The sequence below is a fragment of the Desulfofundulus australicus DSM 11792 genome (genome assembly GCF_900129285.1).
Lineage (GTDB): Bacteria > Bacillota > Desulfotomaculia > Desulfotomaculales > Desulfovirgulaceae > Desulfofundulus > Desulfofundulus australicus.
Map to the genome: position 1 here is coordinate 162,142 of NZ_FQUW01000004.1, position 13,613 is coordinate 175,754.

A 13,613-nucleotide genomic window follows, 5' to 3' on the forward strand; every position below is an offset into this window, starting at 1 on the left:
ATATTCATATCCCCGATAACAGGATTCAACAAAAAACGCAAATATCCTTTCTAACGAATAATTTTTACACTTTTCGCACAAAAAGAGAGCATAGTTCAGGAGATGGTGCAAATCCTCTACTATGCTCCGCTCCCGAAAAAACATATACATCGACCAGTAACAGCGTTGCTTTACTGCCTAAATAGCCTGTTCATAAGCCTGCAGCACTGCCGTCTCGATGATGGCTCTGGCTGAAGAGTTAATGGGGTGCGCAATATCCCGGAATTCCCCGTCGGGGGTTTTGCGGCTGGGCATGGCCACAAACAGGCCCTTATTACCCTCCACCACCTTTACATCATGAATAACAAACATATTATCCAGGGTAACCGAGACGATGGCTTTCATCTTCCCTTCGGGGAGAATTTTGCGCACCCGCACATCTGTAACTACCACTCCCTCACCACCTTCCTGCTTTGCACTGTATTTTTGTATCACCGGGTTACACCAGTGATATTACCCTTTTGTTCCAAACCTATTTTCTCCACGAATGTAAAAATTCCTGCAATTTTCCATTTTGCTATTTAAAAAATTTTCCTAGATGACCTCAACTGTATACCCTTCCCGGGACAGGGCATCCACTACCCTTCTGACATGATCTCCATCACTGGTCTCGAGCAGCAGTTCAACCTCTGCCTGCTTCAAGGGAACCTGGGGCTTGATCCGGTCGTGGTTAATGGAAATTATGTTGGCCCGCACGGCAGCCACCGCGGCCAGGAGGCGCTGTAAACTGCCCGGCTGGTCCGTAACCACGGTGCGCAGGCGAACGATACGCCCCGATTTAACCAGCCCGCGTTCAATGATGATGGAGAGAATGTTAACGTCAATATTTCCCCCGCTTAAAATGAGGGCAACCTTTGCCCCGGGCAACGACAGGTGCCCGTGCAAAAGGGCGGCCAGGGTTACCGCTCCCGCCCCTTCCACCACAATTTTAGAACGCTCCAGGAGCATTAAAATGGCACGGGCAATTTCTTCATCGTCCACCAGAAGCAGATCATCCACATAACGGCGGATAACCTCCAGGGTAAATTCGCCCGGCCGGCGCACGCTGATCCCGTCAGCAATGGTGGCAACGGCAGCCAGCTGCTGGCGGCAGTCACCTTTGAGGGACAGGTAAACCGCCGGCGCGCCACGGGACTGCACACCAATAACCCTTACCCGGGGCTGGAGGGATTTAATGGCCACCGCGATGCCGGCAATCAACCCGCCCCCACCTACAGGAACCAGCACGGCATCCAGGTCGGGCAATTCCTCCAGCAACTCCAGGCCTATGGTACCCTGCCCCGCAGCCACCAGGGGGTCGTCAAAGCCGTGGACAAAGGTTGCCCCGGTCTCCCTCTGTACCCGGCAGGCATGATCAAAAGCTTCATCATAACTTCCTCCCGCCAGGATTACCCGTGCACCGTAGCCGCGGGTAGCCATGATTTTGGAAATGGGGGCACCCTCCGGCATAACCACCGTGGAAGTTATCCCGGCCCTGGCGGCAGCACAGGCGACTCCCTGGGCATGGTTCCCGGCGGAAGCGGCTATCACACCCCGCTGCCGCTCCTCTGAAGATAATGACATGATTTTGTTGTAGGCGCCGCGGATTTTGAAGGACCCCGTCTTCTGCAGGTTCTCCAGCTTAAAATAAACTTCGCTGCCGGTTAAACGGGAAAAGGTGGTTGAGTGATCCAGAGGCGTACGGTGAATTACTCCGGCAAGGCGCTCCCTGGCCTCCCGGATCATGGCCAGGTTGATGGGAAGGGACATGGAATACACTTCCTTAAAAATAATTTCCCTGAAATAATATTACGAAGCCTGCTGCAGCGTTCTGGCCACCAGGGCCAGATCCACGGGTTTATCCACATCCACACCCACTTCCGGATAGCGGCTGACGACCACCACCCCGCGGATGCCCAGAAGGCGGGAAACCCTTGCCTGGGCTTCCTCCAGGGTAACCCGGTGCAAAAGGAAGCGAATTAAAAAGCCCAGGCCAACCAGGCGGCACAGGCGCAGGGGACTTTTCCGGGCGGCCACCAGCTGCTCCCCCACGGGCAGGCAGCGGGAAACAACCTCGGGGTTAAGCAAAAATAGATTCCCGCCGGTGAAAATACCTTCCTTGAGGCTGACATAGGTCCGCCGCACCGGATTGGTAAAACGGCTGTCCACGGCATCCTTGGGTATGATGGGGTAGTACAAATCCGCTTCCTGGTCCCGGCAGAGATCCAGGAAATCCTCAATGGCCCGGGGAGTAATCAGGGGGATATCCGAACTCACCAGCAGAACCCGGCGGGCTCCCGGCAGCTCCTTCAAGCCGCGCTGGACGTTGTCCAGCAGGCCGCCCCCCGTGGAAGAAACAACCCGCACCCGGCTGTCCTGGAAGCAGTTCACCAGCTCCTCCCTGGGCCCCACCACTACAATTCTGTTCACTCCCCTGGCCAGCATCAGCGCCTCTACAACATACTGCACCATTGCTTTGGAACCTATGGGGATGAGCGCTTCGTAGGGTACCGGGCTGCACTCCCTGAGCGGCCCGTTATTGGGACTGCCGGCCAGAACCACCGCATCAACCATCTTCCCTGGCCTCCCCCAGGGCGTTCAACAGGCTCTGCTCGGCATTTTCAATATGCTCCCTGGCCAGAACCTGGGCCAGCTCCACGTTACGCTCGCTGATGGCCTCCACAATTTGCTTGTGTTCTTCCAGGGCGTGCCTGGTCCTCCCCGGCTGCGCCAGGGAAGTGGCCCGGAAGCGCTGAATCTGGTCTGCCAGGTTGGTGATGATCTGGACCAGCCTTTCATTCCGGCTGGCTTTATAAATGAGCTCGTGAAAAGCGGTATCCGTTTCCACCAGCGCATCCAGGTTGTTTTCGCCAACTTCGTAGGTTTTGACCAGTGCCCGCTCCAGTTCTTCCAGCTCCTCGTCGGTAATGCGCTCGGCAGCCAGGCCGGCGGCCAGGGCCTCCAGCGCTGCCCGCACTTCGAAAACATCAACAATATCTTTAACGGAAATACCTGCCACATAGGCCCCTTTCCGGGGTACCATAACCACAAAGCCTTCCAGCTCCAGCTTGCGGATGGCTTCCCGCACGGGAGTGCGGCTGACCCCCATTTCCTCCGCCAGCTGGATTTCCATCAAACGCTCCCCGGGCTTCAGGCGGCCCTGGATAATTGCCTCCCGCAGGGATTCAAAAACCAGTTCCCTCAAAGGTTTATAATTATCCAGCTTGATTGGAATGAGTCTTGGTTTTTCCACGGCCGCTGCTCCTTTACCATACTTTTCGGGTCATATACTATATTTTACCTTTTGTTTTCCCTTACTGCAAGTTCTATTGACTGCCTGCATAAACGGGTACACAAAATCCGCCCCAGACCCGGATCCAGGCGCCCGGCCACCCGGCGGGCTTCCTCTTCATCCCGGCACAATCCCAAAACGGTGGGACCGCTACCGCTCATGACCACCCCCAGGGCACCGGCCGCCTGCAGGGCTTCTTTAACCGCGTTTACCCGGGGGTAGAGGGTGGTGGTCACCGGTTCCAGGGCATTCCCCAGGAAGGCAGCCACCGCCGCAGCATCTCCCTTTTCAATGGCTGCCACCATGGCTGAAGTATCGGGATGGACGCCGGGCAGGAGACGGTCGTATTCCCGGTAGATTTGAGCCGTGGATACAGCCAGCGGCGGGGTGACCAGCACCACTCCCAGAGGGGGAAGGGGTTTCAAGGGCGTGATAAGTTCCCCCTTCCCCCGGGCCAGAACAGTTCCTCCCATAAGGCAAAAAGGTACATCCGCCCCCACCCTGGAAGCCAGCATGAGCAGCTCGTCCCGTGAGAGACCCAGGGACCACAGCTCATTCAGGACCACCAGGGTGGCCGCCGCATCGGCCGAACCTCCCCCCAGGCCGGCGGCCACCGGAATATTTTTAAATAAAAAAATATGGGCACCACGGCGGCAACCGGTGACCTTCTGCAGCAACTCCGCCGCCCGGTAAATCAGATTTTCCGGTCCGGAGGGTATTAATTCACTGTCGGTCTGAATCTCAAGACCCCGGGAGCGGGGTGTAAACACCAGCCGGTCGCAGAGATCTACACTCTGCATTACGGTTTCCAGCTCATGATAACCGCCGGGCAGAAGCCCCTTTACGTCCAGGGTGAGGTTAATCTTGGCACGGGCCAGCACTTCCAGCACGGGCATTTCTCCCTTATCTTTTTTAGTTCAATATTTACGTTACCGGGAGAATATTTCCCTGCCACCCGCACCCGCTTTTTCGCCGCCTGAAAGCTGGTGGCGGGCACGAAAAATATGAATGGCCTTCATTACTGTATCCAGTTTTTCGTAAAATATGGCTACCGTCTCACCGGTCCGGGCCATTAAAAGAGCCTGCAGCACCGCCTCACCTTCTGGCAGAACCACCCGGATCTTCCCGGGCGGCATACCCCCTTCCAGCGCTCCTCCCCGCAGCAGGGCTGCCACCTCTCCGGGCTGCCGGCCGCGCCGGTGGGCATCTTCCTTGATGAACAGGGCGGAAAAATTACTGCCGGCAATGCGACCCACTTCTTTTATCTGTTCATCCAGGCGGTCCCCGGGCACGCCAATGACGCCAATCAGCCGCCCCCTAAAGTGACGCAGCACATTAACCATACTGAGGTAGCCGGCGGCATTGTGGGCGTAATCAATCACCACCCGGATACCCTCTACATCCAGGATGTTCAACCGGCCGGGATTCTGTTCCAGGTTGCAGTGGAAGCTTTCCAGACCCGCCCGGATATGCTCCGGGGACACCCCCAGGCCCACGCAGGCTGCAGCTGCCGCCAGGGCATTCTGGATATTGTGCCGGGCAAGACCCTCCAGGGAGGACGGCAACCGGCGTACCGGCAGCAGGCGGCGCACCTGCTGCCCCCGGGCCACCACCAGCATCCTGTTTTTCACAAACACTGCCGTACCGCCGGCTCCCAGGTGGCGGCGCACGGCAATGTTATCGGGTACCAGGGAAAAGTATATAATTTTACCCCGGACCCGGCCGGCCATGGCCAGGACATGGGGATCGTCGGCGTTGAGTACCGCAAAACCGTTTTGACGTACGGTTTCCACCACCAGGGACTTCACATCGGCCAGGTCTTCCAGCGTCTCTATGCCGTCCTGCCCCAGGTGATCCCCGCTGACGTTGATGACCACCCCCACATCGCTGCCTTCGTAACCCAGGCCGGCCCGCAGGATACCACCCCGGGCCGTTTCCAGCACGGCCACATCGATTTCCGGCTCCGAGAGCACCAGCCTGGCACTGACCGGCCCCGTGGTATCGCCGGCCAGCACCCGCCGCCCGTTAATGTATATACCGTCGCTGGTAGCCATACCCACCACCAGGCCGGCCCGGGCCAGAATGGCCCCGATCATCCTGGTGGTGGTGGTCTTGCCGTTGGTCCCCGTCACCGCCACCACAGGAACGCGGCAGGGTGTACCGGGGGGGAAGAGCTCGTCCACAATGGCCCTCCCCACGTCCCGGGGCTGACCCTCCACCGGGTGGGTATGCATGCGCAGCCCCGGGGCAGCATTTACCTCGATAATAGCTCCTCCCTGCTCCTCCAGCGGGCGGGCAATATCCCCCGCCACCACATCAATGCCGGCTATATCCAGGCCGGTGAGGCGGGCCACCCGCACGGCCAGCCGGACGTTGGCCGGGTGCACCTGCTCCGTAACATCAACGGCAGCCCCACCGGTACTCAAGTTGGCATTGTCCCGCAGGAAAACAACCTGCCCCTTCCCGGGTACATCCCGGGGTGTGAAGCCCTGGCGGGCAAGGCAGGCCAGGGATACCGCGTCCAGGCGGATCCTGGAAAGGGGCCGGCCGTGGCCGTCGCCACGCCGCGGGTCCCGGTTGAGCTCATCCACCAGCTGGCGGATGGTGCGCTTCCCGTCCCCCACCACCCGGGGGGGCAGGCGCAAGGACGCAGCCACCAGGCGCTCCCCCACCACCAGCAGCCTGTACTGCCGGCCGGGAACCTGCTTTTCCACCAGCACCCGGCTGTCATAATAGCTGGCCAGTTCATAAGCCCGGCGCACCGCTGCCTCTCCGGATACAAAGAGGCTGACCCCCTGACCGTGGTGCCCGCGCACGGGCTTGAGGACCACGGGCGGGCCCAGCTTTTCAGCCAGGGCTACAGCCTCCTCCGCAGAGCGGGCCACTGCCGACTCCGGAACGGGCACCCCGTGATCGGCCAGCAGCCGGTTGCATAACTGTTTATCCTGCACCAGATCGACGGCGGTGCAGGAAGTGCGATCGGTAATGGTTGCGGCTATCCGCCTGGCGTAGCGGCCGTAACCCAGCTGGTAAAACCCTCCCCCCAGGGGTAAAACGGGTATCTTTCGCTCCCGGGCCGCCTCCAGGATGGCCCGGGTGCTGGGACCATACTCCTCTTCTGCGGCCAGCCGCACCCTTTCCACCAGTTCCGCCACTTCCACCGCCTTTTTCTCCAGCAGGGCCTGCACCAGTTCCACCGCCGCCCGGGCAGCAGCCAGCCCGCCGGGAGCGGATTTATATTCGAAAATCACCTCATAAACCGTTTCCCCGGCCCCCTGCCGGGTTGTGCCGTAAAACACCTCCTGGCCGGCCAGCTTGCACAGCTCCAGGGCCACGTGTTCCACCACATGGCCCAGGTAGGTGCCCTCTTTCAACCGCTCCACAAATCCCCCGGGGCGGCGGCGGGAGCAGTGGTGTTCCTCCAGGCCGGGCAGGAGGGTCAACAAGCGCCGGTTGAAATCCCCCAGCTCGCTGGTAGGCCGGCAACCGTCGGGGGCCAGATCCAGAATCATCTTCACCACCGGCCGGTAGCTGTAAATGTTGCTGCCGTAATAAGCCCGCAAATCCAGGATCTTCACTTTCAATTGCCCTCCGCAAATTAACTATATTACCATTATTGACCAGCATAATAAAAAAAATACCCATGTTAGCGGAGGGTCCATTCAGATTCAGACCGGCCAGCTTTATTAACTGTCTGGCACTGCGGTAGTTGTTCAGATCTCCCACTTCGAAAACTATGGTAGCCACTTGCAGTATTGCTTAAAAAATACATTCCACTTTTATCACTAATCCCGGGATCACACGGGATTGAACCTCCCCCTGCTGCTCCACTTCCTGGTCCAGGGCATATTTACCGCCCTTCAGGCAAAAAACCTGAACCGATTTACTATGGGGATCAACGATCCAGTATTCCCTGACACCGCTCTTTTCGTAAACCTTATACTTGGTTCGCAGGTCGTAATAACCGGTACCGGGGGAAAGGATCTCCACCACCAGATCCGGGGCGCCATTAATCCGCTTCTCTTCGATAATGGACAGCCTTTCGTTGGAAATATAAATTATGTCCGGCTGGTAGGTTTCCGTTTCTTCCAGATAGACGTCGACGGGAGCGTCTAAAACAATGCCCAGTCCCTTTTCCAGGACATAACCCGCCATTTTTAATTCCAGTTTCATGGACACCATCTGGTGGTATGGTGTGGGCGAGGGTGTCATGACCAGTTCCCCCCCAATCAGTTGATAGGGTGAACCTTCCGGAAGGCGGCAGTAGTCTTCGTAGGTATACCTTTGCCGGCCGGCCGCCAGCTCACCCGGGACGACGTTCATTTTTCGCACCTCCATTCTCCGGTACTGGTTCTGGCATTGTCTTAATCCGCGGTTTTTTCATTATTTTACCTGAACACAGCAGTTTTGCGCAAACCCTCTAAGCCTGCCTGGCTGCAAAAATAAACAAATTAAAGTATTCCTGGACAGCAGCGTAATTATTGCCGGCCTGGCGTCGAGAACCGGCGGTTCGCCCGGCATTCAGATCAAACCAAATCTCTGAAGGCCTCTCTCAATAGTCTTTTGGTGTAAACATGTTCCGGGTTTTCGAATATTTCGAAGGATACACCCCTCTCCACTATTTCACCTCGATACATAACATAAACTTTATCGGCAATTTTACGGGCCAGATGCAAATCGTGGGTAATATAAAGCATGGCAAATCCATGCCTGTTCTGGAGCGCTTTCAGCTCCCTTAAAAGATTGGCCTGGGTGGAAGGGTCCAGCATCGAGGTCACTTCGTCGGCAATCAACAGCTTCGGCTTTGTCACCAGGGCGCGGGCGATGGCCAGACGCTGTCGCTGTCCTCCACTTAAGGCGTAACAGTAACGATTTAAAAATTCCGGGGAGACGGGCAACTGTACCTTCTGCAAAGCCTTAATTGCTTCTTCTTCCCTTTCTTCTTTACTGCCCCACTTAATTATGTCCAGCGGTTCTCTAACCACTTCCAGAACCTTCATGCGGCCCGCTGCCTCATTCCCCCTGATAACTGGTGCGGGTAATAGTGCCGCCACTCCGGCTCAAGGCCTGCCATTTCCAATAATTTTACAACCTTTTGGTCAATCTCCATGGGGGATAAGTTATATAATGAGCCCGCAAAGGCTCCCCTATTTGTTCTCCAATGCTGAGTACGGGATTAAGCACTTCCAGGGAGTTTTGAAACACCATGGCACTGCCGGGAACAGCAGCACCGCGGGCCACTTTTTCAATCAATTCTTTGGCATCAATGGCGTAAGCGATGGCCTGCCTGAGTTCTTTATGCCGCAAAACCGGGTAATCGCCCATGTTAAATAGCAAACGATATCCCCAGAAGCCCGGATTTTCACTATTTTGTACTGCGGGTCATTTTGAAAACGGGGCAATACGTCGGGAGTAACACCTGCCAGATCGATTTCCCCTTTTTCAAAGGCCAAAATTTCTTCACTAACCGGCACAAACTCAATAACCTTGACTCTCTGCCGGGGCCCCCAGAAATCCTCGAAAGCCTCAAAGCGGTAAGTGCCATGTTCCTTGTTATAGCCCGTCAGGCGGTAGGGGCCGGTCCCGATGACCGCTTCCGGCTTTGTAAACTCCTTCGGGTTATCAACGTTTTCCCAGATGTGTTTGGGAATGATGCGTGTCAAGCCCAGGTTATAAAGCATAGCTGCATTCGGTTCCGAAACGGTAATCAAAACCTGGCGATCTCCCACCACTTCCACTTTTTCAATATCCTTACTGCCGATATATGACGACACCATGGGATGTTTACTTGCATATTCAAAAGTGAATTTAACATCCTCGGCAGTCAAAGGCTTCCCATCTTGCCATTTAACGCCGTCTCGAATGGTAAACAGGTACTGTTTACCACCTTCTTTAATTTCATATTTTTTCAGCCAGCCAGGGGATGAGCCCCTTTTCATCCCGCTCCAAAAGGCCGTCAAAAATCAGGCACATCTTAAAAATCCCCGGCCCTCTGGGATAATGGGCATAAGGACTCGGGTAACCCCAATCTCCCCCGGCCAGCCTGATAACATCTACCTGCTGCTGTTCCCCACCCTTCGCTACGCCAGGTTTCCGGTCATCCCTGGCTTGATCTGTCCCACAACCAAACAGAAGAAGGCTTAATGATATAACCAGCAGTAATACAATTAAAAAGCACTTTCTGGGCATTGTGCCACCTCCAGTTCTAAATAAATCCCAGGGTCTTAACTCATGTAAAAATTTCATCGACCCGCCACAGCATCATACCGGTGCAGAAGGTGGTTTCCTGGCGAAAAACGCCGTTTTCGGCATGCTCTTTTACATAATGTTCGATTGTCCGCCTGAGTTCGGGAGTGATATCCATATAGCTCCAGAAAAATCTTGCCAAATTCTCCACTGCTTTTCCCACCGGTTCCTCATCTACCCGGTTAATGGTAAAAAAGTTGAGCTTAGGCCGGTAACCCATGGCATAGAGCAAACCAAAAGGATAAATTATATCTCCCGGATTATCGCCTATGTCTTCACCAAAGAACCGTCGCCAGAGGTCGCGGTGCGCCTTTTCCCAACGTTGGCCGGAAAAAGCACTCAAGTAGCAAAACTTCCTTGACGCGGCAAGCATTTTTTGCAGTGTTTCCGGGTCCCGCACCCCGGGTGTCATCGAGGCAAACACCAGATCAAACCGGCCGGCCAGTCCGTCTTTTTCCACCTCCACTTCCTGCCAGGTTCGCTGAATAATGGTAATGTTTTCTACCTGCCCGGCCCTTGCCCTGTCTTTCAATATTTTTACCATCCCGGCGGCAGGTTCAAGGGCGGTTACCTGCTCGCACAACCGGGCCACAGGGATGGCATAGTTACCCGGCCCGGCTCCTATGTCGAGCACTTTGACCTCAGGACCAAGCGCTCCTTCCCGTTCCAGCATATCCAGCACCATTTTTCGCCTGACCTGGCCCCTGCCATTGCTGGTACGCCGGGCAAACCAGCTGGCGCGCCGGCTCCAATTTTCTACCATCTCTTTCTCGCTACGGCAACGCCGCCGTGTTAACGGCGAGTTTTCCCGGGCATCCTGCCAGAGCTTCACCCAAAACTCGCGATCACCCACTGGAAATAACTGCAAAAAATCACCTACTTTCCTAATTCAGCTACCTCAAAAAAACCATGAAGACTACCCCGGGCTGTTACAACGGTACGACCACAGGTATGCTGGCCAGCCTTTCCACCGCCACCGGAACGCCGTAGACGCCGGCAATGTTTTCCGGAGTCATGATTTCCATCCCCCCGCAGGCAAAGACGGTCCTGTTCTTCAGGAGCAGGAATTTATCCGCAAACCGCAGGGCCAGGTTGAGGTCGTGCATTACCACCACCGCTGCTATATTCTGCTCCCTGGCCGCTTTCTTTACCGTTTTCAAAACCTCGAATTGATTCTTCAGATCCAGGTTGCTGGTGGGTTCGTCCAGCAGGAGGACCCGGGGTTCCTGGGCCAGGGCCCTGGCGATGACCACCTTCTGCAGCTCTCCCCCGCTCAACTCGTCCAGGTAGCGCAGGGAAAATTCCTCCAGTCCGAGAACGGCCAGCACTTTCCGCACAATTTCCAGATCCCTTGCCGTGGCCCCCCATTTGATATGGGGCTTCCTGCCCAGCAGCACGGCATCGAAGACTGTAAACCGGGTGCTCTCGTATCTTTGCGCCACGTATCCCAGGCGCCGGGCTACCTCCCGGGAGCTGAGCGCAAACAGGTCTTCTTTTTCAATGAGAATTGTCCCCGTTTGCGGCTTTAAAATTCTGTTCAGGCACTTGAGCAGGGTGGACTTACCGGCGCCGTTGTTGCCCAGGATAGAAAAAAATTCTCCCCTGTTGACTTCAAATTTGATATCCTTTAACACGGGCCGGCTGCTGTAACTGAATTCCACTCCGTCTACCGACAGGATCATCTTTTGCCGTACCCCCTGGAGAGAAGGTATAGGAACAGGGGGGCACCCATAAAGGAGGTAATCGCCCCCACCGGCAAAACAACCGGGGAAATAATGGTTCTGGCCAGGGTATCGGAAGCAAGCAGCAAAAGCCCTCCCATTACGCTGGCAGCCGGGATTAAAAAACGGTGGTCGCCGCCCAGCACCCTTCTCATCATGTGCGGGCCGACCAGGCCGATGAAGCCGATGATGCCCAGAAACGATACAGTTACCGCCGTGACCAGGGAGGCCACGAACATCCCGGCCAGCCGCACCTTCTCCACATCAACACCCAGCCCTTTGGCCGTCTCCTCCCCGCCGTCCAGAGCGTTGTAATTCCACCGGTTGGCCATAAAGTAGAGCAGCGCGGCGCCGGTTACTACAACCATGATTTCCAGATCCCGCCAGGAAGCCCGGCCGATGTCGCCGAAGGTCCAGAAAACAATCGAAGCCACCTGCACGTCGCTGGCAAAAAACTGCAGGATAATGGTGGCGGCTGAAAAAAGGGAGCCCAGGGCCACCCCCGCCAGGACCATCGCTTCGGGAGTGACCCCCCTGACCTGGGCCAGGAAGAGGACCACCAGGGTCGTCGCCATCGCCCCCACAAAGGCGGCAATGTTGACCAGGTAGGGGTTGTTGATGATGACTGCATCAGCGCTGGTGCTGTGGGTGCTCCCCGCCCCCAGGGCAATGATGGCCACGGCGGCGCCAAAGGCCGAGCCCTGCGAAATGCCCAGGGTGAAAGGGGACGCCAGGGGGTTGCGCAAGAGGTTCTGCATCACGCAGCCGGCCACAGAAAGGCCGACTCCGGCAACAATTGCCGCCACCACGCGGGGCAGCCGGATGTTCCAGATAATGATATTTAAACGTCCCTCCGCTTTGCCCAGCAGGGTCAGCAGCACCTGGGCCGGCGAAAGCTCCGCCGACCCGGCGTTGATGGCGTAGATACCCAGCAGGGCGGTTGCAAGGACAAGCAGGCAAATGATGAAAACTTTTCTCTGGGTATACTTAAGGTAACTTTCCGGGATGTTTTCCATCGCTACCTGCCGCATATTTTTTATCACCCACGAAAATAGAGGTTTACCATTATTTACTCGGGCTGGAATTGTCCGGCTCGCTCGAACACAGGAACTCCCCGGGTATTACGGACCGGCAAGATCCAGCTTTTTAAATCCACCGTAATCTTTCGCCATCTGTTCATATACAGGTTTGCCCAAAAGAAACTGGTAAATCTCATCGGCCTTTTGGGCCGGGTCGATATCTTTAAATTGTTCGGGGTAAATCACTTTTCCGGCGTAGTAGGCGTCGGCAATGGCGGTGCCGATGTTCGTGGTGTAGTAATTATAAGGAATCTGGCCGTAAACCCGGCCTGTTTTGACCGCCTTCAGGGACTGGTAAAACTGCGGGTTCTTCTTGTAGTCTTCCCGCACGAGGTTTAAGCCGCCTTCATCGATAAAGATAATATCGGGGTCCCATTCCAGGAGCTTTTCCTTGTCGATCATGACACTTCCCGTTTTACCCGTTTCATCAACCACATTCCGGGCATTGACAGCTACAAAGGGTGGATATTTGGCCTGGGTGCTCTCGATGCCGTGCACTCCCTTCATGCCCAGGGCGCCCACGTAGACCCCGGGTTTTTTGTCTTCAGGAATGTCCTTCGTCCTCTCATGCAAATCCTGCTGGCATTTTTTCAGGTAATCAACTACTTCCCGGGCCCTTTCCTCACTGCCGGTAATTTTGCCAACCAGCTCAAGGGACTTATAAACGTCCTCGTCAAAGGTGGCCAGCCTGCCGTAGCTTAAAACCACCACCGGAATCCCGGTCTTAGCCTGGAGCTCATCGGCCTTGGCCTTATCCACCAGGTAAGCGACAAAAATTACGTCCGGCTTGACGCTGACAATCTTTTCCGCATCCGGGGTGGAATCGGGCCCTCCCTGGCCAATGGTGGGCAAGTCCTTTAATTCGGGATGGGCCAGGATATACGGCCGGCCGGTGGGCTGCTGTTTTTCCAGGTTTTCCACACCCACCACCTTATCCGCGCCGTTGACATAGCAAACCAGCCGCAATGCGCCGGGGCCGATGGCCACCACCTTGTTTGCCGGAACGGGAACTTCCACCTGCCGGCCGGCCAGGTCGGTGACAACGGCTTTCTGCGGCGCAGACGTATCCTGCCCGGCTGTTTTGGCACCGCACCCACCCAGGACAACCAGGGTAACCAGCAGTACAATGAGCAGGAACCCCACCTTCAGCACTTTTGTCCGCATTCCTTTCCCCTCCCCTTATTTCATGCAAGTTAAATGATTTCAAGGATCGGCAGTCACCATTTTGTAACCAAGCCGGGACAATGTTTTAAGAAT

13 protein-coding genes and 1 pseudogene are annotated in these 13,613 nt (G+C 56.0%); all 14 read right to left on the reverse strand.

Features of this window, described 5'->3' with window-relative positions:
* Positions 1-177: 177 nt before the first annotated feature.
* On the reverse strand, positions 178-432 hold the full coding sequence (gene spoVG, locus BUB44_RS00795; protein WP_013821316.1) for a septation regulator SpoVG: 255 nt from the start codon (positions 430-432) through the stop codon (positions 178-180).
* Between the two features lie 141 nt (positions 433-573).
* Complete coding sequence (ilvA, locus tag BUB44_RS00800; protein ID WP_073162441.1) at positions 574-1,788, reverse strand: threonine ammonia-lyase; 1,215 nt, start codon at positions 1,786-1,788, stop codon at positions 574-576.
* Between the two features lie 39 nt (positions 1,789-1,827).
* Positions 1,828-2,592: a nucleotidyltransferase family protein gene (locus BUB44_RS00805; protein ID WP_073162443.1), complete on the reverse strand. Its 765-nt coding sequence runs from the start codon at positions 2,590-2,592 to the stop codon at positions 1,828-1,830.
* On the reverse strand, positions 2,585-3,271 hold the full coding sequence (locus BUB44_RS00810) for a GntR family transcriptional regulator (RefSeq protein WP_027356197.1): 687 nt from the start codon (positions 3,269-3,271) through the stop codon (positions 2,585-2,587). The genes BUB44_RS00805 and BUB44_RS00810 overlap by 8 nt, the downstream gene beginning before the upstream one ends.
* Before the next feature lie 44 nt (positions 3,272-3,315).
* On the reverse strand, positions 3,316-4,200 hold the full coding sequence (ispE, locus tag BUB44_RS00815) for a 4-(cytidine 5'-diphospho)-2-C-methyl-D-erythritol kinase (protein WP_242655770.1): 885 nt from the start codon (positions 4,198-4,200) through the stop codon (positions 3,316-3,318).
* Between the two features lie 39 nt (positions 4,201-4,239).
* The gene (cphA, locus tag BUB44_RS00820; protein WP_073162499.1) at positions 4,240-6,888 is read right to left on the reverse strand and encodes a cyanophycin synthetase; all 2,649 of its coding nucleotides are present in this window, start codon (positions 6,886-6,888) and stop codon (positions 4,240-4,242) included.
* Between the two features lie 181 nt (positions 6,889-7,069).
* Positions 7,070-7,633, reverse strand: coding sequence for a Uma2 family endonuclease (locus tag BUB44_RS00825; protein WP_073162446.1), 564 nt, complete (start codon positions 7,631-7,633; stop codon positions 7,070-7,072).
* Between the two features lie 203 nt (positions 7,634-7,836).
* Entirely contained in the window at positions 7,837-8,310 is a 474-nt protein-coding gene (locus BUB44_RS00830) for an ATP-binding cassette domain-containing protein (protein WP_073162448.1), read from the reverse strand.
* 85 nt (positions 8,311-8,395) lie between these two features.
* Positions 8,396-9,249, reverse strand: a pseudogene (locus BUB44_RS00835) (ABC transporter substrate-binding protein).
* On the reverse strand, positions 9,209-9,499 hold the full coding sequence (locus BUB44_RS15670; RefSeq protein ID WP_242655773.1) for a hypothetical protein: 291 nt from the start codon (positions 9,497-9,499) through the stop codon (positions 9,209-9,211). The pseudogene BUB44_RS00835 and the gene BUB44_RS15670 overlap by 41 nt, the downstream one beginning before the upstream one ends.
* 40 nt (positions 9,500-9,539) lie before the next feature.
* Positions 9,540-10,409: a class I SAM-dependent methyltransferase gene (locus BUB44_RS00840; protein WP_131821562.1), complete on the reverse strand. Its 870-nt coding sequence runs from the start codon at positions 10,407-10,409 to the stop codon at positions 9,540-9,542.
* Between the two features lie 76 nt (positions 10,410-10,485).
* Entirely contained in the window at positions 10,486-11,238 is a 753-nt protein-coding gene (locus tag BUB44_RS00845) for an ABC transporter ATP-binding protein (RefSeq protein ID WP_073162451.1), read from the reverse strand.
* Entirely contained in the window at positions 11,235-12,308 is a 1,074-nt protein-coding gene (locus BUB44_RS00850; protein ID WP_073162452.1) for a FecCD family ABC transporter permease, read from the reverse strand. Before BUB44_RS00850 ends, BUB44_RS00845 begins: the two co-directional genes overlap by 4 nt.
* A 90-nt stretch (positions 12,309-12,398) precedes the next feature.
* Positions 12,399-13,520: an iron ABC transporter substrate-binding protein gene (locus tag BUB44_RS00855; protein ID WP_073162454.1), complete on the reverse strand. Its 1,122-nt coding sequence runs from the start codon at positions 13,518-13,520 to the stop codon at positions 12,399-12,401.
* Positions 13,521-13,613: the final 93 nt, after the last annotated feature.